Below are 21667 nucleotides of genomic sequence, written 5' to 3'. Positions count from 1 at the left end.
GTTCTCTACAAGTCCTTAAACACATGATGCGGGTCAAAGACTTTCTTTAAGCCCTGTTTGATCTTCTTCACGCCCTTACCATCGTTATGGCGCGGCAGAAAACGGTCATCCCAAAGGGTAACATAAGGATGATCCGGCTTGTGTTCACTGGCCACCCAGCGACGCGTCCCACCCATACCGACAGCGATGGTGCCATCGATACAAGGGTTGGTGCTCTCGACATCAAGACGCCACAGTTTCTGACCCGGCTCCAGCTTCGGCTTAAACGGATTAAGGATTTTCCAGATCGAATTATCGACCGCTTCCACACCGACACGGTTGGTCTGTTTCGGATGCTCGCCCATAACACGGTAATAGAAATGCCCCTGATAATATGCGCCGCCCGACATCGGCAGTGAAGTTCCCGCCATCTTATTCATTAAGACAATCGCGTCACACTCCGGCATCTCGATGCGGTAGGTCACCTCTTCGACCAGCGGCATCACCTTCAGACTCATTTCCGTTACCAGCGCCATGGAACCTTTCGATCCCGCCAACATACGCGAGACATCGTAACCGGCAACGTTCTTAATCATTTTGCCGCCGAAATTCAGTTCACGCCCCTGACCGTCCAGCAGTTTGGTACCGAGAACATAGTCGCGAAGCTTGCCGCGAAACGGTTTCGCCGGGCCGGTCAAGGCGCAGGCATAAGTCCCGCCAATCGTCGAATTACCGTATTCCGGCGGTTCGAAAGCAACCATCTGGTTCTTTTCCGCCAGCACCTGATGCAATTCTTCCAGCGTCGTTCCGGCACGAACCGTTATCACCAACTCGGACGGCTCATACGAAAGCACCCCGGAGTAGCCTTCCATCGACAGCACTTCGGCGTCGTCGTACAAAGGCACCTTGGAGCCGCCGCCGACAATCTGCAAAGTTTTATTCTCGGCCGCCGCATCCTTGATCTGCTCGGCCATTTGCTTAAATCTCTGTTCCATTAAAAACGCTCCAGATGACCAAACGGCAGTTGTCCGTTATGCACATGCATATGCCCCAGTTCCGCACAGCGGTGCAGCGTCGGCACCGCCTTGCCCGGATTAAGCAGACCGGTATCGTCAAACACCTCTTTAATCCCGTGGAAGATTTCCAGTTCGTGGCCGTGATACTGGTGACACATGGAGTTCAGTTTCTCCACGCCGACACCGTGCTCGCCGGTAATGGTTCCGCCGACATCGACACACAGATTCAAAATCTCGCCACCGAATTTCTCGGTCTGCTCCAGCTCGCCCGGCTTATTCGCATCATACAGAATCAGCGGGTGCAGATTACCGTCACCGGCGTGAAAAACGTTCGCCACACGCAGCCCGTATCGTTCCGACATCTTCTTGATCTCTTCCAGAACATACGCCAGTTTGCTGCGTGGAATGGTGCCATCCATACAATAGTAGTCCGGCGAATAGCGCCCGACTGCCGGGAAAGCGTTCTTGCGCCCCTGCCACAAAGCGATACGCTCGCGCTCGCTCTGCGACACCTTGATTTCGTAAGCCCCTTTGGAAGTCAGAATATCGGCGACACGCTTGGCATCAACCTGAACCTGATCGAAGCTGCCGTCCACTTCGCACAACAGCAGCGCTTCGGCATCGGTCGGATAACCGACCTTGGCAAAATCTTCCGCCGCCTGGATCGAGAACTTGTCCATCATCTCCAGACCGGCCGGGATAATCCCCTGCTCCAGCACGGCGGTTACCGCGTCGGCACATTCGGTCACCGATTGGAAAGCGGCCATGACCAGCTGAGCCGCATCCGGTTTCGGCAGCAGTTTCAGCTTGATTTCAACGATCACCCCCAACAGCCCTTCCGAACCGTTCAGCAACGCCAAAAGATCGACGCCGTCGTCTTTTTCATCGAAAACATACTCTTCGCCGTCCATATTCAAAACCCGGATCGAAGTCACATTATGCACAGTCAGACCATATTTAAGACAGTGCACGCCGCCGGAGTTTTCCGCGACGTTGCCGCCGATCGAACAGGCGATCTGCGACGACGGGTCCGGCGCATAATACAGTCCGTGCGGTTCAACCGCTTCAGAGACCTGAATATTGCGCACGCCCGGTTGAACGACAGCGATGCGCTGCAAGGGGTCAACTTTGAGAATCTTGTTCAACTTCGACAAGCCGAGAATAATTCCGTCCTGCAACGGCAAAGTTCCCCCCGCCAATCCGGTTCCGGAACCACGGGTAATCACCGGCGTGCCGTGCGCTTTACAGATACGCAAAACTTCTTTCACCTGCTCGACCGTTTCCGGTAAAGCAACTGCAAGAGGCTTCTCCCGGTACGCAGACAGAGCGTCGCACTCATAGGGGCGGCACTCCTCGTCCGAGGCCAGCACACACCCCTTTGGCAGGGCATTTTTTAGGGCTTCAACAACGCGCATTTTTATCTCTTGTATCTCTTCAAGGAATGCCATTATAATTGAGACCAATCAACTTTCTCATAACATTTTTTAATTTCCTATAGAGGATTATCTATGCAATCATTTAACCCACCTATTCGTACACTCATGGGCCCCGGCCCATCGGATATTCACCCTCGTGTACTGCAAGCGATGGCTCGCCCAACGATTGGTCACCTTGATCCGGCCTTTGTCGGCATGATGGATGAGGTTAAAGAGTTGCTGAAATACGCGTTCCAGACCGAAAACGAACTGACTATGCCAGTTTCGGCTCCAGGTTCCGCGGGGATGGAAACCTGTTTTGTTAACCTGGTTGAGCCGGGCGACAAAGTCATCGTCTGTATCAACGGTGTTTTCGGTATGCGTATGAAAGAGAACATCGAACGTTTCGGCGGTGAAGCGATCGTTGTCGCTGACGACTGGGGAACGGCCGTCACTCCGGCTAAAGTCGAAGAAGCCTGTGCGGCCAACCCGGATGCGAAAATCGTTGCATTCGTTCACGCCGAAACCTCAACCGGTGCCTGCTCCGATGCGAAAACCATCTGTGAAATCGCTCGCAAGCACGACTGCCTGACCATCGTTGATGCGGTAACTTCACTCGGCGGTGTTGAGCTTCGCGTTGACGAGTGGGGAATCGATGCGATCTACTCCGGAACGCAAAAATGTCTGTCTTGCGTACCGGGTATCTCGCCGATCTCTTTCTCTGAAAAAGCGTTGGATAAAGTCCGCAACCGTGCCACTAAAGTACCGAGCTGGTTCCTGGATCTGAATCTGGTTATGGGTTACTGGGGCGGCGGTCAGAAGCGTGCTTATCACCATACTGCACCGGTCAACACCCTGTATGCATTGCATGAGTCTCTGGTTATGCTGAAAGACGAAGGTCTGGAAAATGCGTGGAAACGTCACGCCGACCTGCATCAGGAACTTAAAGCCGGTCTTGAATCGATGGGCATCAACTTTGTTGTTCCGGAAGATCAGCGTCTGCCACAGTTGAACTCGGTATGGATTCCGGAAGGTTTCGACGATGCGGAAATCCGCGGCAAGCTGCTTAACGAATACAACCTTGAAATCGGTGCCGGTCTGGGCGACTTTGCCGGTAAAGTCTGGCGTATCGGTCTGATGGGTGAAACCTGCAAGAAAGAAAAAGTGCTGTTCTGTATTGCGGCACTGAAAGCCGTACTAGGCAAATAATCGTAAAGTAATCGCCAAGCTGCGCCAGCAGTTTCTGCGACCGTTAAGATGCCGTGTCCGGTTTATCGGATGCGGCTTTTTTTATGCCCATCGTAAAATCATTACAAATATCTATTCATGTAAGCAAATAAACCCACAATCATAATAAATCGTTATATTCAGCTTAATAACTCCTTATCCAAATTTACCTTCCAATCTCTATAATTCTGTTCAAAACATTCATTTGGTTTAACGAGGTAAGAAGATGAGTCAAGGTTACGTTTTTGAGGTAAACCAGCAAAAATTCAATGAGTTGGTATTGCTTAACTCGCACAAGGTTCCAGTCATTGTGGAATTCTTAGGCGTCTATTCCGGTCCGTGTATCACGCTGGAACAGGAATTGACGGAACTTGCTCATTACTATGCCGGACAGTTTATTTTTGCCAAGGTGGATATCGACGAACAGCCGGAGCTGGCCCAAGAGTATGAGATCACCAACCTGCCGACGATCAAGGTTTTTAAAGACGGTAAATTGATTCGTACCGAAGAAGGCAAGATGGCCAAAGAAGAGCAGTTGGAAATGCTCAAAAGCCTGGGGATTTCCCGTGCTTCCGACGAACTGCGTGAGCAGGCGCGTGCAAAACACTCGACCGGCGATTTTGCCGGCGCAATCCAGCTGCTTACCCAAGCCATTCAAGCCGATCCGGGCAACACCCAAGTCGCGCTGGATATGGTGCAGGTCATGCTGGACATTGACGAAGTCGAAGAAGCCAAAGCGCTGTTTAATCGTCTGCCGGAAAAAGACCGCGCCAGTGATACCGGTCGAACCATTATTGGCCAGATTACCTTTAAAGAGCTGGCCGCCAAAACCGACGGTCGCGATGCGCTTCTGGCCCGATTGGATAAAGATCCTTTGGATTTCGATGCCTATTTTGATCTGTCGATCTGTCTGGTGACCGAATACGACTACCAGGGCGCTTTAGAGTCGCTGTTTGCTATTTTCGACCAAAACCCGAATTACAAAGACGGTGCCGCGCGCGAAATGATTAGCTATCTGCTATCCAACCTTTCGCAGAGCGAACCGGAACTGGTGAAAAAATACCGTACCCGCATGGGGAACGCCGTCGCCTAAACGCTCTATTTACCGATTCACTATTCATCTCTTTCGGGAAGCTGTTCCTGAGTTTTCGCTAAGTTCGCCTCCGCAGGATACCTGCCGGAGGCTTTTTTATTTCTCACCGCAGCCAAACTCAGATCGCAACAGACTTGCAACTTAGCGACAGCTATCGATAATTCAGTAATCATCACCTAAAACCCATTACACAAATCGACTACAGAAACCGACGCATGAAAAACCGCATTCAAAACAAAACCGCACTGATTACCGGCGCAACCTCCGGCTTTGGACTGGCCACCGCACACGCGCTGGCCGCAATGCAAGTCAATCTGATCCTGCTGGGGCGCAGAGAAGAACGGCTCCAAGCCTTGTCAGAAGAGTTAAGCCAACAGTACCCGAAACTGACCATTCAGACCCTCGCTCTGGATGTCAGAAAGTATGATGGGGTAAAAAGCGAACTGGAAAAAATCATGCAACAGACACCGGTGGATATTCTGATTAACAATGCCGGGCTGGCATCAGGGCTGGGGTCAATTGTCGATGGCGATCTGGAGGATTGGGAGAAGATGATCGACACCAACCTCAAAGGCTTGTTGTATGTCAGCCGTACTGTGCTGCCGAAAATGAAAGAACGCAATCAGGGGCATATTATTAATATCGGCTCTATGGCCGGCAACACCACCTACCCGAACGGCAATGTCTATTGCGCCACCAAATCGGCGGTGCATACCTTGGGGCAGGCGATGAACATCGATCTGACCGGCACCGGCATCCGTGTCTGTACTCTCGCCCCCGGCGCAGCCAATACTGAATTCTCCGAAGTGCGCTTCCACGGCGACAGAGACAAGGCCGATTCGGTTTACCAGGGCTTTCAGCCGCTACTGGCCGAAGACGTCGCCGATATGATCGTCTATATTTTGAACGCGCCCGCCCATGTCAATATCCAGAAAGTCGATATGATGCCGACCGCGCAACGCAGCCCCTATCATTTGCATCAAGAGTAAGCAGCTCTATCGGCCATCTATGCCAAAGAAATACCACAGAGGAACCTATCAAACGATTTTCTATATTGACAAACAGACTGCTACCTTTGAACTCCTAACCTCCACGCCTGAAATGGGTAGAATCAATAAGGAATAGACACCTAACGTCAGGCTTTACCATCATGATCATCACTTGATCGTCTATCAACCCGCGCAGTATAGTATTGATATTATCCGTATTTGGCATCAAAGTATTGATATTGAAAATCAGATTTAATTTTACTCTGACCCGTTTATTCCCGCTCCGCGATCCGGTGAAGCCGAGCGTTAAGCCTACAAGGAGGGACTTTGAACCTAGATGATTACATTAGGGATCTGAAGAAGCGGCTGAGAAACAAGTCTGTAGTCTCTTCTCTGCTCATGTTCCAGATAATTGCTGTAGCATTTGGAACAGCTGGCTTGGCATTTTCTTTCGATAGCTTGTTCAATAACGAACCAGAGTATTTAAAGTACTTTGACGATGAAATCTGGCGCCTAAAAGATGAATTCAAAGAAAGCACTGCTCATATTGAATCACTGCTTTCAGAGCGCTCAGATGAAATCAGTTCAAGCGTAGTCAGCGCAGGTATAAAAAACAACCTGACCGCTTTGGCTCAGGAGTCTAAAGGTGTTGCAAGCTCCATTGATGGTTTCGCAAATGCATTCAATGAGCGGAAGTACGCAATAGCTGATTCCCACTTTTCTTCAAAAAGAGTTTTGTTTTTAGTTTTTTCTTTTTTTGTGGTTTTCTACATTAAATTTCTTGTGGATTTGTATCGCCATAACATAAATCAGATTTCTCATGAGCAAGCTATACTAGATGCTCTAAGATTATGCATGAAAAGTAACGATAATAACGAGGCAACTGTTAATGTAGAAGCTCTTAAAGAGGTGCTTCCTTTACTTCGTGTCAGACTTAGTAGCAACGATAGGTTAGATCCAATGTTCTCAAAAATTTTGAATAAAGTTGGAGGAAAGGCTTAAAAGGTGGTCAACGGGACGCCAACTACACTTTGCCACTGGAACCAATTACCACCTGCTTTAGGACTTTAAATGCAATACCTTAAATGTAGATAACTTTATACCATCAAGCTCAACCTAGAAAATTAGCTGGAGATTTCATGACTCAAAGAGAAACACCAGCCAAGCATTTTTTATGTTTGGTTAAAAAAACAAGTCGATAAAAATCCCCCAATTGGAGATCTTGCAAAGGATGTTAAAAGAGATATTGATTTCCCTAGAGCAGGATCAACAATTGAACCGTTTAAACAATATTTAGTTCAAAACTCTGTTAATGATTCTGTTATCCAAGCCTTAGAAGATGCATAGAAACAATATTCCGAATCAAATATTTTAGAAATAACAGGCGCTAATAAAGCACTAAACCTGACCGAACTGACGCACGGCCGCTTAGCTTAAACGTTAGCCTTAAAAAGAAATTGGTAATTCATATGGCAGAAAAACTTAAAAAATTTCATGACGCTGTTCAGTCATTAAAACTCTATCGGCGGGCCGAACTCCCAGGCCATGAAGATAACGCTGAGGTAGTGAAAAAGCTATATGTTGATCCACTGCCTAATGACTATATATTCGAAACAGTACTAAGGCCAAACACGACATTTATTATAGGAAGAAAGGGAACGGGAAAATCTACAATATTCCAAAGACTTCAATATGAGTTGAACAAAGACAAAAAGAAGACATCAGCGTATCTGGATATCAAGACAATTTATGAGTCTTCGCAGGTTGACAATTCGCTGTTTGAGAAAATTTCGAGTCAGCCCTCGTCTCTCCCTAAAAATGAAATCGAAAGAATTCTTTTACTAAAATCCTTCATTGTTTCTTTAGTGAGAGAAATTAAAAGTGAGCTCGTGAAAAGGACAGAAGGCTCATTCTGGGAAACAATAAAAGAAGCTTTTTCTGGAAACGTTGCAGAGATATTCGAAGATCTCGATCATCTTTTAGATGAGATCGACAATGATAAGTTTGTCAGCGTTCTTGGTGTAAAAGCCGTTGACAAGACTGCTCAAGATGAATTTTCCTTTGAAAATGAGACGAAGGCTTCTGCAAAAGCAAATTTAACTTCCTTAGAACTGGGTGCAGAAGCGAGGTTATCTGAAGATGGAAAATCCTCATCAGAAATAAACTATTCCGATATCCTTATAAAGATATTCAATATAAAAGATTTACTTATAAAAATTAAGTCAGTTCTTTCTAATCTTGGCGTGAGAAATCTTTACATTCTAGTGGATGATTTTTCAGAGCTACCTGAAGACGCGATGGAGGTCGTCGTAAACTTGTTGTTAGCGCCGCTAAACAATTGGTCGGAGGAGTTTATTAAATTTAAGGTGGCAGCATATCCAGGCCGAATATTTTATGGTGACATTGATAAAACGAAAATTGACGAAGTCTACTTGGATATATTTAAGCTCTATGGATCCTCTGATGTTTCAAGTATGGAGGAAAGTGCAATTGAATTCGTTAAGCGCTTAGTTGAAACCCGAGTTAGGGTATATAAGGCAGGAAAGGTTGAGGACTATTTTGACACGGATTCAGATGAAGTATGGCGCGTCATCTTTTATGCCTCAATGGCTAATCCTCGAATAATTGGATATCTATTGCATTACTGCCATGAATCTCACCTTCTGTACAATAAAAAAATTGGGGTAAGGTCAGTCCAGCAAGCTGCACGAAGATACTATGAGGACAAAATAGAAAGCTATTTTTCGCTCTCTAGGTTTTTACATGAATCTTTTGGGGAAAAGTCTTCTATATACGGCCTTAAAGAGCTTCTGGAAATTCTCGTCAGCCGTGCCAAAGAGCTACGACAACACAGCTCCTCCGTATTTGACGCTATAGATGGCAGGCCTCCGACCAGTCATTTCCATGTAACCCCTGCATTCGAAACCATTTTGCGAACACTTGAGTTAAACTTTTTCCTCACAAAGTACTATGAAATGAGTGATAGAGATGGGAGAAAGGTGACGGTCTATGCATTGAATTATGGATTGTGTCAAAAATACACAATCAGTTTTGGGCGTCCAACCGGAAAGAGAGAGTTTAGGCTGTACTTTGTGGAACGTGTATTTGATTACTCTCCTCTTTTGCAGAGATATATGGCAAGCAACCAAGAAATAATATGCGGACAATGTGGCCATAAATATGCGCTTGAAGATCTAGATGCGATTAAATGGAACAAAATGCGTTGTCGTGAGTGTACAACTGGTGTTTGCGAAGTTGTTAATTTGTCTAGAAAGTATGAAGAAGAATTAAGACAAATAGATAGATCTCTACTTCTTCCTGAAACGGAGCTTGGGATCCTGCAGTCATTACACCTCGAGAAAGACGGAATGTACGCTGCTGAAATAGCTAGCGAACTAGACTGCTCATATCAACTCGTTGGAAAGCGGGGGCGTTTTCTGCATGACAAGGGTTTAGTGAGTCGTGATACAAATGCTGGTGGAAGACGCGTTTTTGGGATAACCCCTTTGGCAGAAGAGTCTTATTTTTCTGATGAAAAAAAGGCTAATCTTGAGGTTCCGGATCAGTAAATAGGGCTAACAAGTCAAAGTACTCGGACGCACCTTAGCTGCACCGGTGTTTAAGGCATTAGGCTTCGAAGGAAAGTAAAATTGGATACGTCAGAATTTTTTATATTTATACTTGAGTATGTAGCAAAATCTGAATACAGCTGGATTGCAAATTGGGCTGCAATAGTAGTTCTTGTTTCAACAACCATATACATTTTTTTTAATATCTATTATTCAGTTCCTATAACTAAGTTTAAAAAAGATTTAACAAAAATATTTAATTTTGGTAAAGCGAAATTAAAGGACGTCAATTCTTCTCCATACGATGAAAAGCTGTTAAACAACAAATATTTTGTCTATTTTTCTGTAGGTTATTTTTATACCATAACTTTTTTTAGTATTTTATATTCAATTGTTTTTTTTCTTATAGGCTTTGAGGTTGGAACAAATATAGACTTACTTTGGTATAAACAATTAATTGCTATTTTTATAGGATTCATATTTCTATTTATTTCAAGATTATTTAAAGTCCAGGGCGATAAGGAATTACATAAATACAGAACTAACAAAATTCAACGATACACTCAACCGAACCGATCTAACGCAAGAACACAAAGCTTGATTGGTCTATCTAGTAGCAATGAACTTAGAATCGCTCTGCATTATAAAGATGCCGCCAGCATATTATATAAATCTGACGCTTATCAAGATGCCATAGCATTACCTTTTCTATTTCTAATCAGGCAATTTTTAGAGCTTGGGCTTAAATACAACATAAAACAGCTCAGTAAAGTATCAAATTGTAATGATTTATTAGCCAAATTGAATGGCACCCATGATTTAGAAACTATTTACCAAGCATTTCTAACACACTACAGGGGTGCTAAAAAGGAATTAGGTGTTAGCAAGATAAAAGAACAAAAGTATCTAGATGCTTTAGAAAAATTAGTAAAAAAAATAATACCCCTTGACCATGATTCTCAAGGGTTCAGATATGCAATAAACAAAAAAGGTCAAAAAATTATTGCCCAAGATGAAACCTTCAATTTAAAGGAAGTTTTTGACCTTCTTGAAGACACCTCCACTATTTTAATGGCTACAGAAGATATATTGGGATTGGATCAATCCGCCTAACGATGCACTAAACCAGACTGCGCTAGTGCGCAGCTAGTTAGCTTAAACGTTAGTGGCTTCAGTCTGAAACTTCTTGAAGTTACCTCCATAGAGAGAAAAGAATATTAGTTTATGCAAACAGTTTGTTTTTTGGAGATTTAGTAGAGTGGAATATTTGGGATCCTGCTTGTGTGGAGCGGTTCAATTCAAAGTTGAAGGAGAATTTGAGAGTTTCTATTTATGCCATTGTCGGTACTGCCAGAAAGATACAGGCTCTGCACATGCTGCCAATTTGTTTTCATCAACAGCTAAACTTGAATGGATAAAGGGCGAAAATAATGTACGAGTATTTCAAGTAAAGAAATCCAATCATATCAAAGCATTCTGTATGACATGTGGCTCTGCAGTTCCCAATGTACAAATGGAAGGAAGGCTTCTGGTCGTTCCCGCGGGAAGTTTGGATTGCACATTGGACAAACGACCTGATGGGCATTTATTTATTTCAAGTAAGGCTAACTGGGACGAAGCGTTGGAAACGGTACCAAAATATCAGCGTTTGCCCAATGAAGAGTAAATCGCGATGAATCATGAAATAGGCTTCAGTGGAGATCGGTAAGTAAACATCCATTGAGTCGAGCCGTTGCAACGGAGTTCAATAAAAAAGGATTACGGATTTGAATGAATTAGTTACCGACATAGCCGGTTGGATTCCGGCGGTGATACTGCCGACCGCGACCTTTATTCAGCTTGTCCGCCTTGCGGTCGTTCGCTCGGCGGTCGGTGTCAGCCTTTCGACCTGGCTGTTATTCGGCTTTGCCAATCTTGGGCTGTATGTTTATACCGAGAAGTATTTTGAAGTGCAATCGATACTGGGCTTGCTGGTCACTGCGGTGCTGGATTTCATTATCGTTGCCATGATTATCGCTTATCGCAATAAACCTGTCGATCACCCCGCCCCATCTAAATAAACAAACATCAAAACTTGGTATCAAAAAACCGAAGTCAGAGTAAAGCGAAATAGCGATTCCTCTGTCGAGTATTCAAGGGGATCAACACCCAAGAGTGTGAACACGGGAATGACGTGGGGTTGTGCTGACAGTCTTAAGAAGAAAAATGCTCTTCCATCAATTTTAAAATGATCTCGGAATTGAATTCTTGCGGATCGAACTTCTGCTCATCATCAACATTCCCCGTCTCGGAACTTCCGATCACAAGATGTATCGCCTGCAGTGTTGCGAGTGAATTAAAACCCAGAACGATGCGTTTCTGTGAAAGCGCACAGTCGATGGTGCACATATCCGGCTTGTCTTTAAAAGCGCCTGCACTTACAACCGCTTTTGAATTTAATTTCAGGAAAGTGGCAACGGCTTCAGTTGCAATTTCATCTAGCTTTTCGTTTGTCATCTTTTCATATTCCGTTCTTTGTTCAATGTATTTTTTCTATTTCCGTTTGCAATCAAATGCGTCGCTAATAACACCAATAACTTAATTCCAAAACTCGGAAATCGCGGCAATACCTTGGGCACCGTTTTGTTTGCCCTGATTTAACCGCTCTGCTTTCATCCCGCCCAAAGCAAAGACCGGCACCGGAATGGCTTTGACCATTTCCCTGAATACATCCCAGCCGAGCGCTTCCATATCCGGATGGGTCGCGGTCGGCAGCACCGGCGAGAGCAAAATAAAATCGGCACCAATTTTCAGAGCCTGTTCGACCTCTTCCTGATTATGCGTCGATGCGCCGAGCAGTTTATCTTGTGCAATCGGACGCGCATCGTAAGCAAACAGTTGATTGGACGCCAGTTGAATACCGTCCGCCTGAGTTTGCCCCAGCATTTCCGGGGTACCGTTGAGCATCAATTTGGCGCCCGCCTGATGGATCGCGTCGATATTCTCCTGCGCCAACTTGACGACTTCTGCTTCGTCCAGCCCTTTGGCGCGCAGCTGAATCAATTTAATACCGTCGTTCAGGACCTTAGCCAGTTTGGCCGAAAAATCCTCAACATCGGAAAACTTACCGCTGATCGCATAACGGTCGCCCAGTTCCAGAGCGCTCAGTATGCCCTGATTAGCCTCCGGGAATGTCAGTGCTTTCAGCTCCGTTTGATTGAACCAGCGTACCAGCTGCCCCTCTTTACCGTGCGGTGTGCCGTCAAAGTCGTAGCTCTGATAGACATGCAAACGAACGGAAACCTTTTCATAGTGCCACGGAATCTCGATTAGCGGTTCCCAGTTATCGGTCTCAACGCCCAGCTCTTCAATGAATTCGCGCTTTAAGGCTTGTTCAATCGACTCGCCGGCCTCGACCTTTCCGCCGGGGAATTCCCAGTGGTCGGCATGGCTTTGATGCTTCTGCCGTAAGCTCAGACAGATTTCGTTTTCACAGCGCAGAACACCGACAGCAATATCCAGAAACGTTTTTTGCATTGAACTAAGATCCCATTCATTTTGTCTAGCGCTATTGTAAGGCATTTTTTTCGGCTAAAATAAGCAGCATTTCCAACATAACGAAAGCCGAATTTTATGAGTCAATACTGGAGTCAGCTGGTTCACAGCCTCACCCCTTATGTTCCCGGTGAACAGCCTAAGGTCGATAACCTGATTAAACTGAATACCAACGAGAACCCTTACCCTCCTTCTCCGATGGTTTTGGCGGCGATTAACGAGCAGACCAACGAAAAGCTGCGTCTGTACCCGGATCCGAATTCCGATCTGCTGAAACAGGCGATTGCCGACTACCACGGCATGCAGACCGATCAGGTGTTTGTCGGTAACGGCTCCGATGAAGTTCTGGCGCACTGCTTCCAAGGCTTGCTGAAACAGGACGCGCCGCTGCTTTATCCGGATATCACTTACAGTTTTTATCCGGTGTATTGCGGGCTGTACGATATAGACTACGAAACCATTCCGCTGAATGACGATTTCGAGATCATTGCCGAAGACTATCAGCGCGATTGCGGCGGGATTATTTTCCCGAATCCGAACGCACCGACCGGCCGCCTGTTGCCTCTGGATGTCATTAAACAACTGCTGGAAATGCATCCGAACCGCGTGGTTGTGGTCGATGAAGCCTATATCGATTTCGGCGGCGAAAGCGCAATCGCTCTGGTTAATGAGCACCCTAACCTGCTGGTTATCCAGACGCTATCCAAATCGCGTTCTCTGGCCGGAATTCGCGTCGGCTTTGCCATCGGACAGGCGCATCTGATCGAAGCGCTGGAGCGCGTTAAAAACAGCTTTAATTCCTATCCAATCGACCGTCTGGCGCTGTACGGCGCAAGCGCCTCTTTTGCCGATGAAGAATATTTCCAGGATGCTTGCCAGAAGATTATCAGTACGCGTGAAACGCTGGTGTCGGCCATGAGCGAAATGGGCTTTAAAGTAATCCCGTCGGCGGCGAACTTTATCTTTGCCAGCCATCCGAACAAAGATGCCGAAGAGATCGCACTGGCTCTGCGTGAACGCAAGATTATCGTGCGCTACTTCAATAAACCGCGTATCGACCAGTATCTGCGTATTACCATCGGTACCGATGCCGAAAACGATGCATTGATCGCGGCGCTGAAAGAGATTATCGGTTAATCTTCTTCCAACGATCTACGCAATAAAAAAGGGAGCAAGGTTTAAAACCTTCTCCCTTTTTTACTTTATTCACCAAGAGCTTCCGCAAACGCCCAAGGCCCCTTTGAAATGAATTTTAGAGTGACTTAACGAAAATTTTGCATGAGCGGCGGTGACTGTTCGAAGCTCGCATAGCGAGCAAGTTAAAGCCGCGCAAAATTTAAGTGCTCGTCACTCTTAATGAATGGATCAGGGGTGTCTTTCTTTCGCTTCCTTTCTTGGACAAGCAAGAAAGGAAGAAAAGATCGAAAGAAAATATCAAATCCGCTGAATTGCGGTACAAAGATGAAAAGCGAAAAGATTAAGAACGATACTCGGCATTGATCTTTACGTAGTCGTATGAGAAGTCGGTGGTCCACACCGTTTCATACACCGGACCACGATTCAACCAGATGGTGATATCGATATCGGTTTTATCCATTACCGCCTGCCCTTGTGCCTCGGTATATTCTTCTGCACGTCCGCCGTTTCTGACGATACAAACGTCACCCAGATAAATCTCCAAAGCGTTAATATCCAGATCTTCAACCCCGGCACGTCCGACTGCCGCCAGGATACGTCCCCAGTTCGGATCGGAAGCAAATAGCGCGGTTTTGACCAGCGGAGACAAAGCGACCGCATGCGCCACTTTCAGAGCTTCTTCCTGGGTTTTGGCTTCTTCGACAATCACCGAAACAAACTTGGTCGCGCCTTCACCGTCGCGGACAATCATCTGCGCCAGTTCGGTCATCATTTCGCTAACCGCTTCGGCAAACACATGATAATTCAGGGTATTACTATCGGTGATCTCTTCCATATCCGCCTGCTGCGTCGCGCTCAGGGTACAGGCGTCATTGGTCGAAGTATCGCCATCGACGGTAATACGGTTAAAGCTGACATTGACTGCATCGGTCAGCGCTTTCTGCAGACATTCCTGCGATATTTTCGCATCCGTCGCGACAAAGCCCAGCATGGTTGCCATATTCGGGTGAATCATGCCCGAACCTTTCGCCATCCCGGTCAGGGTCACACTGGCGCCATTAATATCGATCACGCGGCTGACCATTTTAGACACCAAATCGGTGGTCATAATCGCATGACCGGCCTCTTTCCAGCCATCAATGCTCAAATTCGCCATCGCATCCGGAATCCCCGCCGCAAACTTTTCCATCGGTAGGTTTTCACCGATGACACCGGTCGAAAACGGCAGTACTTCTTCAGGCGAGCACCCCAGTTCCTTGGCCACCAGTGCACAGGTTTCCACTGCATCATTCATCCCCTGCTCTCCGGTTCCGGCGTTGGCATTACCGGCATTAATGACCAAAGCGCGCGGTGCATGCTTGGCAAGGTTTTCTTTGGCGACCGTTACCGGAGCCGCGCAGAAAGCGTTCTGGGTAAAGGTCGCCGCCGTAAGCGCGCCTTTGCACAGTTCGATAACCACCAGATCCGACTTACCGTTTTTCTTGATTTTAGCGGCGGTCGTACCCAGATAAACGCCGGCGACCGGATGAATGTTCAATACCTGTTGAGAACTCATGATAATTCCTTCAACTTGAAATCGTTTTAAGGCGCGACGTGTAATGCGCCCGTTGCGAATGACCAATTAAAAAACCCACTGAGAGAAATCTGCGAAGACTCGTCAGTGGGCTGTTTATTGCGGTTTAAGCGTATCTTAGCTTAATTTTCCGCAGCACTGTTTATATTTTTTGCCCGAGCCACAAGGACAAGGATCGTTGCGGCCAACCTTCGGCGTATCGCGACGGAAAGTGCTTTCGCCGTTGTCGTCTTCGGACGCTTCGGCCGTTTCCTGTTCCATCGCGTTGTTCATAGCATCGGCAATACCGGCTGCGGCTGGATGCGTCGCTTCCAGATGTTCCGGCTGATGCGCCTGCTCTTCGTACTCGGCAACATCCTGCTGGCCGCCGATCTGAACCAGAGAAAGAATCTTGACGGTTTCCAAAGTCACTTCATACAGGAAGCCTTTGAAAAGCTCGCCCGACTCGCGACGGTACTCCTGGAAAGGATCTTTCTGCGCATAGCCTCGCAGGTGAATACCGCGACGCAGATAATCCATCTCCGCCAGATGCGCGCGCCACTGCTTATCGATGGTACGCAGCAAAACTTCTTTCTCGAAATGATGACGGGTATTCTCGTCGACCACCGCCATCTTATCCTGATAACGCTCTTTAAGCTCGGTAACGATTTTTTCGATCAGCGTCTCTTCATACAGATTCTTGTCTTCTTCAAGCCACTGTTCGATAGGCAATTCCGTACCCAATTCTTCATGTAGCGCTTTTTCCAGATTCGGAATATCCCACTGTTCGTGCAGAGAGCCAGGAGGAACGTAGGTTGCGACGATCTGTTCGACGACCTGCTCACGAAGCCCATCCAGAACATCGGTCACCTCTTCGGCATCCGCCGACATCAGTTCGTTACGCTGGGTGTACACCACTTTACGCTGTTCGTTGGCGATATCATCGAACTTCAACAGGTTGGCACGTTCGTCCTGATGCATACGTTCAACCTGCTTCTGAGCACGTTCAATCGATTTCGTGACCATTTTATGCTCGATCGCTTCATTTGACGTCATACCAAGGCGTTTCATCATGCCTTTAACACGATCGGAAGCAAAACGGCGCATCAGATCATCATCCAGAGACAGATAGAAACGGGTAACACCGACATCCCCCTGACGACCTGAACGACCGCGCAGCTGGTTATCGATACGACGCGATTCATGGCGTTCGGAACCGATAACTTTCAGACCGCCAAGTTCCAATACTTTATTGTGGCGTTCCTGCCATTCGGCTTTAACTTGAGCAATCTTCTCTTCGCTGGCATTTTCACCTAGCTCTTCAAGTTCCATCTCAAGGTTACCACCCAATACGATATCGGTACCACGACCGGCCATATTGGTTGCGATGGTTACCGCACCCGGACGACCGGCATCGGCAATAATGCTCGCTTCTTGTTCGTGGTGTTTAGCATTCAAAACGCTGTGTTTGATTTTCTCCTGCGTCAACAAACGCGAAAGCAGTTCCGACATCTCAATCGACGCCGTCCCCACCAGAATCGGCTGACCGGTTTTGGTCGTTTCGCGAATGTCTTCGACGATCGCAGCGAACTTGCCGTCCATATCCAGGAATACCAGATCCGAAAGATCCTGACGCTGCGGCGTCTTGTTCGGCGGAATGACGACAACTTCAAGATTGTAGGTCGACAGGAATTCGCCCGCTTCGGTATCGGCGGTACCGGTCATACCGGAAAGTTTTGCATACTGTCGGAACAGGTTCTGGAAAGTAATCGAAGCGAAGGTCTGGCTCTCCTGCTGGATTTTGACCCCTTCTTTGGCTTCCATCGCCTGATGCAGCCCTTCGCTCCAACGACGTCCCTGCATTTTACGGCCGGTGAATTCATCGATAATCACCACCTGTCCGTCTTCGACGATATAGTCGCGATCTTTCTCGAATAACAGGTGTGCGCGCAAAGCGGCATTGATGTGAATCATCAGGCCGATATTGGTGGCATCGTACAGAGAGTCTTCTTCTCCAAGAAGCTCGACGTCAACCAGCATCTGTTCAACCTTGGCATGTCCATCATCGGTCAGGAAAACCTGACGCGATTTGGCGTCGATAATAAAGTCTCCGGTTGTCTCTTTAGTCTCAGGGTCTTCTTCACCTTCTTCCAAATGCGCAACCAGCGGATTGATCTTCTGATACAACTCCGCCTTGTCCTCGGCCGGACCGGAAATAATCAGCGGCGTACGCGCTTCATCGATCAGAATCGAATCCACTTCATCGATAACGGCAAAGTGCTGATCGCGCATAACACGCTCTTCGGCAAAGATCGCCATATTGTCACGCAGATAATCGAAACCGAATTCGTTATTGGTTCCGTAGGTGATGTCCATTGCATAGGCCATCTGCTTTTCCTGCTGGCTCTGACCCGATACAACAACACCGGTACTCAATCCCAGGAACCCGAAAAGCTGTCCCATCCATTCGGCGTCACGCTTGGCCAGGTAATCGTTTACCGTGATGATGTGAACCCCTTTTCCGGACAGAGCATTCAAATAGGCCGGCAGAGTCGCTACCAGCGTTTTCCCTTCACCGGTGCGCATCTCGGCGATTTTGCCCTGATGCAAGGTAATACCACCAACCATCTGCACGTCGTAATGACGCATACCGAAGACACGCTTACCGGCCTCACGAACCACCGCAAACGCTTCCGGCAGAATATCGTCAAGAGTTTTTCCGTTTTCCAGAGCCGCTTTGAACGCTTCGGTTTTTGCTTTCAGTTTTTCGTCACTGAGTGCTTCCAGCCCCGGTTCTAAAGCATTAATTTGCTGCACGATTTTTCGATACTGTTTCAGCAGTCGTTCGTTGCGGCTACCAAAGATTTTCTTGAAGATATTAAACGCCATTGGTTAATCAATTCCGATTGTTTCTTGCTTTTCAATTAGTTGAATTCTGAGAGAGTTCCCGTTTTATCTAATGCCTTACGGATGACTTTTCAATAGCTGTCATTCCGTTAAACTGCAGATAAACCTTTTTGCTCATCTATTTTGCCGAAATTATGCGGTAAAATGAAGCGGATATTCTAGCACAATCAAAGATAAGCACCGAGTGAAACCTTTACTAACTCAAGCGCAAGGTAATTTAAAAAACTTATTGGAAAGCGCCCAGTTTTTTCAGCTTCTGCTGGAAACCGGTCGCGACCATCTGCCTGCAGAACTTCAGCCCCATTTAGTCGGCGTCAGCTTCGAAGAGCGAACGCTGGTTTTGCAGATTGATGCGTCCATCTGGGCGACGCAACTGCGTTTCTACGAACCGTCGATTCTCGGGAGTTTCCAGCAGGATTTTCCGCATCTGGAGTTAAACCGGGTCAAAGTCAGCATCTTGCCGCAGCAGGAAAAGCCGCCAAAGAAAAGAAATGTGAGCAGCCATCCGAGCGAGATGGATGCCCAGAGAATGCGTCAATTGAGTCAGGAAGTGGAGTCCCCCGAACTGAGCGAGGCGCTGTTGAAGCTCAGCCAAAGAGCAAAAAACCCCGATAATCAGTGACTACCGGGGTTTTGTCTTAAAGCTTAAACGACCAGACTGGAAGAGTAGCTGACCGGAGGATTCGAGCCTTCATACTCGACCAGTTCAAACGCATCCGGCTGTTCAAGCAAGGCACGAATCAACTGGTTATTCAGAGCATGCCCCGATTTGTGCGCGTTGAACTCGCCGATCACCGGATGACCAAGCATATACAGATCACCGACCGCATCCAGAATCTTATGGCGGACAAATTCATCCTTGTCGCGCAGACCTTCGGCGTTGACAACGCCTTCATCGCCAAGACCGATTGCATTTTTCAGGCTTGCACCCAAGCCAAGATTCTTGGCGCGCAGCATATCCATATCTTTCATGAATCCGAAAGTTCGCGCACGCGACACTTCTTTGAAATAGGCTGTTGCTGAAAATTCCAGCGTCATTTTTTCCGCGGTATTTTCAAATGCCGGATGCGAAAAAGCGATCGAGAAGTTCAGGCGGTAACCGTCATAAGGAACGAATTCCGCCCAACCGCCCTGATCGTTTTCGACCCGAACCGGCTTGAGAATACGTACAAAACGTTTAGGTGCGTCCTGTAGCTGAATGCCGGCGGCCTGTAAAAGGAAAACAAAATGCGACGAACTGCCGTCCATAATCGGAACTTCGTCCGAACTGATATCAATATAGACGTTGTCGATACCGACGCCGGCCAGTGCGGACATCAGATGTTCTATCGTAGCGATTTTCAATTGTTCATTGACGATCGTTGTACACAAAGTGGTTTCACCGACAATCTGCGGTGACACTTTGAACTCCACGACCGGATCCACATCGATTCTGCGGAAAACGATTCCGGTATCCACCGGCGCAGGGCGCAAAGTCATGACCGACTCGTGTCCAGTATGTAGCCCGATGCCCTTCGCCTTAATCGAATTTACTAAGGTTCTTTGATTCAATGTCAAACTCGTTTATTCATTTTTAGGCGCAGTCAAACTGCGCTTGATTAAACCTTCCGCCCAAGCGTTTTTATTCAACAACGCTTTACTTCTGGGACAGAATACATAAGAACGCTTCTGCGCTCATCCGAAGTTTAATCCTGCTTGGTATATTGGTAATTATCAAAATCTGCTTGTTGTCAGGCAGGCTTATATTTAAGCAAAGAGGAATATTATCATAAGTTGACCTCTGCTAAAGCATAAAGCAGAGGCGATTGAGAAATCGTTAATAAAACTATCTGGAAAAGCCGCATAATTCGTCAAAGAATGACAGGAGGGTTACAGCCGCTTTTCAATTTGACGATTTGAGAAATTGAAACCGGATTAGAAACTGGAAGATAACCAGTTTTTGAAACGGCGGAACCGGTCGGTTGTTCTTTCCAGAAAACTTTCGTGATCTTCAACCGTGAACTCGTAGCCTGGATGATCCAAATCGAAATTCTGTTGCGCATACAGCAACAGACCGATTGCCGTCGAAAGTTCGGAGTGGTTGATTTCGTTGACCAGCCCGCCGCTCAGATAATCGCTTTTCGGCAAACCGATGCGCACCGGCATATCAAAAATCTCTTCCGCCAAAGGCACACTGCCAAAGATCATCGACGAACCGCCGGTAATCACGATTCCCGCACCGAACATCTCCTTGGAAAAGCCGTCTTGCTTAAGACGCGCTTCGACACTTTCGTAAATTTCTTCCATACGCGGACGAATCACTTCGGACAACAGACGCTGACTCAACGCGAAAGGCTCGCGTTCGCCGACGCGCTGAACGTCGAACTTGAAATCTTCCTTAATCAGGCTCGGCATGGCGCAGCCGTACTGGACTTTGATTTTTTCTGCCGAGTCGGTCGGGGTATTGAAAGCGATGGCGACATCGTTAGTGACATAGTTACCGGCAATCGGCAGAACTGCCGTATATTGCATGGAGCCATTGCGATAAACCGTAATATCGGTCGTTCCGCCACCGATATCGACGACGCAGACGCCCAGCTCTTTTTCGTCTTCACTGAGAACCGCTTCACTGGCCGCCAACTGCGCCAGCACGGGAGTACTGTCGTGCAGTCCGGCGGAATGGACGCATTTTTCGATATTGCGCACCGCGCTCTGGCTGGCAGTAATAATATGCGTTTTGACCTCAAGGCGCTTACCGGCCATACCGACCGGTTCGAGAATCCCTTCCTGCATATCCAGCGTAAATTCCTGAGGCAGAACATGCAGCATGCGCTCTTCGGACGGCGAATATTTACCGGCATGCGCCTGATCGGTTACTCTCTGAACATCTTCCGGCGAAACTTCGTTATTGATGGTCACGACACCGTGCGAATTGATGCTTTTGATATGGCCGCCGGTAATCCCGATATAAGCGGAATCCACCTCACATCCGGCAACGCCTTCGGCTTCTTCAATCGCGGTTTTGATCGAGCGTTTGGTTTCCTCGATATTAATCACCACACCGTTACGCAGTCCTTTGGTCGGCACAATACTGTATCCGCGAACTTCAATCTGGCTTGGGGAGAGTTCCCCGATTACCGCCTTGATTTTTGAGGTTCCGATATCTAAACCGACAATAATATTTGGACTACTTTGCATGTTCGCCATCCGTGCCACTCCACCCTGCTTTAAGCTTAAGGTCTATCTTTCTAATGTTTATATTTCTTTTGT

19 protein-coding genes are annotated in these 21667 nt (G+C 47.2%); 11 read left to right on the top strand and 8 right to left on the bottom strand.

Annotated elements, in window-relative coordinates; translation table 11 throughout:
- Window positions 1-5: 5 nt before the first annotated feature.
- Both HQN79_RS03730 and HQN79_RS03725 read right to left on the bottom strand, forming a co-directional pair.
- Window positions 6-974 carry an FAD-binding protein gene (locus HQN79_RS03730; protein WP_173284350.1) on the bottom strand — a complete coding sequence of 323 codons (969 nt, stop codon included), beginning with the start codon at window positions 972-974 and terminating at the stop codon, window positions 6-8.
- Window positions 974-2410 (bottom strand): FAD-linked oxidase C-terminal domain-containing protein, encoded by a 1437-nt coding sequence (locus HQN79_RS03725; RefSeq protein ID WP_173284349.1) that lies wholly within the window; start codon window positions 2408-2410, stop codon window positions 974-976. The genes HQN79_RS03730 and HQN79_RS03725 overlap by 1 nt, the downstream gene beginning before the upstream one ends.
- A gap of 93 nt (window positions 2411-2503) precedes the next feature.
- On the opposite strand from HQN79_RS03725, the gene HQN79_RS03720 reads away from it, so the two are divergent.
- From HQN79_RS03720 to HQN79_RS03680, 9 genes are all read left to right on the top strand, one after another.
- On the top strand, window positions 2504-3619 hold the full coding sequence (locus HQN79_RS03720) for a pyridoxal-phosphate-dependent aminotransferase family protein (protein WP_173284348.1): 1116 nt from the start codon (window positions 2504-2506) through the stop codon (window positions 3617-3619).
- Window positions 3620-3863: 244 nt separating this feature from the next.
- Complete coding sequence (locus HQN79_RS03715) at window positions 3864-4730, top strand: tetratricopeptide repeat protein (protein ID WP_173284347.1); 867 nt, start codon at window positions 3864-3866, stop codon at window positions 4728-4730.
- 215 nt (window positions 4731-4945) lie between these two features.
- On the top strand, window positions 4946-5719 hold the full coding sequence (locus tag HQN79_RS03710) for an SDR family NAD(P)-dependent oxidoreductase (RefSeq protein ID WP_173284346.1): 774 nt from the start codon (window positions 4946-4948) through the stop codon (window positions 5717-5719).
- A 327-nt stretch (window positions 5720-6046) separates the two neighbouring features.
- Window positions 6047-6721 carry a hypothetical protein gene (locus HQN79_RS03705; protein ID WP_173284345.1) on the top strand — a complete coding sequence of 225 codons (675 nt, stop codon included), beginning with the start codon at window positions 6047-6049 and terminating at the stop codon, window positions 6719-6721.
- Window positions 6722-6886: 165 nt separating this feature from the next.
- Entirely contained in the window at window positions 6887-7066 is a 180-nt protein-coding gene (locus HQN79_RS12190; protein ID WP_173286937.1) for a YozE family protein, read from the top strand.
- Window positions 7067-7188: 122 nt separating this feature from the next.
- On the top strand, window positions 7189-9288 hold the full coding sequence (locus tag HQN79_RS03695) for an ORC-CDC6 family AAA ATPase (RefSeq protein ID WP_173284344.1): 2100 nt from the start codon (window positions 7189-7191) through the stop codon (window positions 9286-9288).
- 81 nt (window positions 9289-9369) lie between these two features.
- Window positions 9370-10401, top strand: a complete 1032-nt coding sequence (locus tag HQN79_RS03690) for a hypothetical protein (RefSeq protein WP_173284343.1) — start codon at window positions 9370-9372, stop codon at window positions 10399-10401.
- A 145-nt stretch (window positions 10402-10546) separates the two neighbouring features.
- Window positions 10547-10954, top strand: coding sequence for a GFA family protein (locus HQN79_RS03685; protein ID WP_173284342.1), 408 nt, complete (start codon window positions 10547-10549; stop codon window positions 10952-10954).
- Between the two features lie 100 nt (window positions 10955-11054).
- Complete coding sequence (locus tag HQN79_RS03680; RefSeq protein ID WP_173284341.1) at window positions 11055-11348, top strand: hypothetical protein; 294 nt, start codon at window positions 11055-11057, stop codon at window positions 11346-11348.
- Window positions 11349-11481: 133 nt separating this feature from the next.
- Here the strand turns inward: HQN79_RS03680 and HQN79_RS03675 are convergent, their stop codons facing one another.
- Together HQN79_RS03675 and HQN79_RS03670 are read right to left on the bottom strand one after the other, a co-directional pair.
- Window positions 11482-11784 (bottom strand): hypothetical protein, encoded by a 303-nt coding sequence (locus tag HQN79_RS03675; protein WP_173284340.1) that lies wholly within the window; start codon window positions 11782-11784, stop codon window positions 11482-11484.
- 81 nt (window positions 11785-11865) lie between these two features.
- Window positions 11866-12804: a Nudix family hydrolase gene (locus HQN79_RS03670; RefSeq protein ID WP_173284339.1), complete on the bottom strand. Its 939-nt coding sequence runs from the start codon at window positions 12802-12804 to the stop codon at window positions 11866-11868.
- A 96-nt stretch (window positions 12805-12900) separates the two neighbouring features.
- Between HQN79_RS03670 and hisC the strand changes: the two genes are divergently transcribed.
- Window positions 12901-13959: a histidinol-phosphate transaminase gene (gene hisC, locus HQN79_RS03665; protein ID WP_173284338.1), complete on the top strand. Its 1059-nt coding sequence runs from the start codon at window positions 12901-12903 to the stop codon at window positions 13957-13959.
- A gap of 340 nt (window positions 13960-14299) precedes the next feature.
- Here hisC and argJ read toward each other — a convergent pair whose 3' ends face one another.
- On the bottom strand, window positions 14300-15514 hold the full coding sequence (gene argJ / locus HQN79_RS03660; RefSeq protein ID WP_173284337.1) for a bifunctional glutamate N-acetyltransferase/amino-acid acetyltransferase ArgJ: 1215 nt from the start codon (window positions 15512-15514) through the stop codon (window positions 14300-14302).
- Between the two features lie 135 nt (window positions 15515-15649).
- Window positions 15650-18400 carry a preprotein translocase subunit SecA gene (secA, locus tag HQN79_RS03655; RefSeq protein WP_173284336.1) on the bottom strand — a complete coding sequence of 917 codons (2751 nt, stop codon included), beginning with the start codon at window positions 18398-18400 and terminating at the stop codon, window positions 15650-15652.
- 202 nt (window positions 18401-18602) lie between these two features.
- Between secA and HQN79_RS03650 the strand changes: the two genes are divergently transcribed.
- Window positions 18603-19040, top strand: a complete 438-nt coding sequence (locus tag HQN79_RS03650) for a DciA family protein (RefSeq protein ID WP_173284335.1) — start codon at window positions 18603-18605, stop codon at window positions 19038-19040.
- A gap of 23 nt (window positions 19041-19063) precedes the next feature.
- Here the strand turns inward: HQN79_RS03650 and lpxC are convergent, their stop codons facing one another.
- Complete coding sequence (gene lpxC / locus HQN79_RS03645; protein WP_173284334.1) at window positions 19064-19969, bottom strand: UDP-3-O-acyl-N-acetylglucosamine deacetylase; 906 nt, start codon at window positions 19967-19969, stop codon at window positions 19064-19066.
- A gap of 363 nt (window positions 19970-20332) precedes the next feature.
- Window positions 20333-21595, bottom strand: coding sequence for a cell division protein FtsA (gene ftsA / locus HQN79_RS03640; RefSeq protein ID WP_238843419.1), 1263 nt, complete (start codon window positions 21593-21595; stop codon window positions 20333-20335).
- Between the last annotated feature and the right edge of the window lie 72 nt (window positions 21596-21667).

Origin of the sequence: Thiomicrorhabdus xiamenensis (assembly GCF_013282625.1) — a bacterium.
GTDB lineage: Bacteria > Pseudomonadota > Gammaproteobacteria > Thiomicrospirales > Thiomicrospiraceae > Thiomicrorhabdus > Thiomicrorhabdus xiamenensis.
This window is presented reverse-complemented; position numbering and strand designations above follow the sequence as displayed.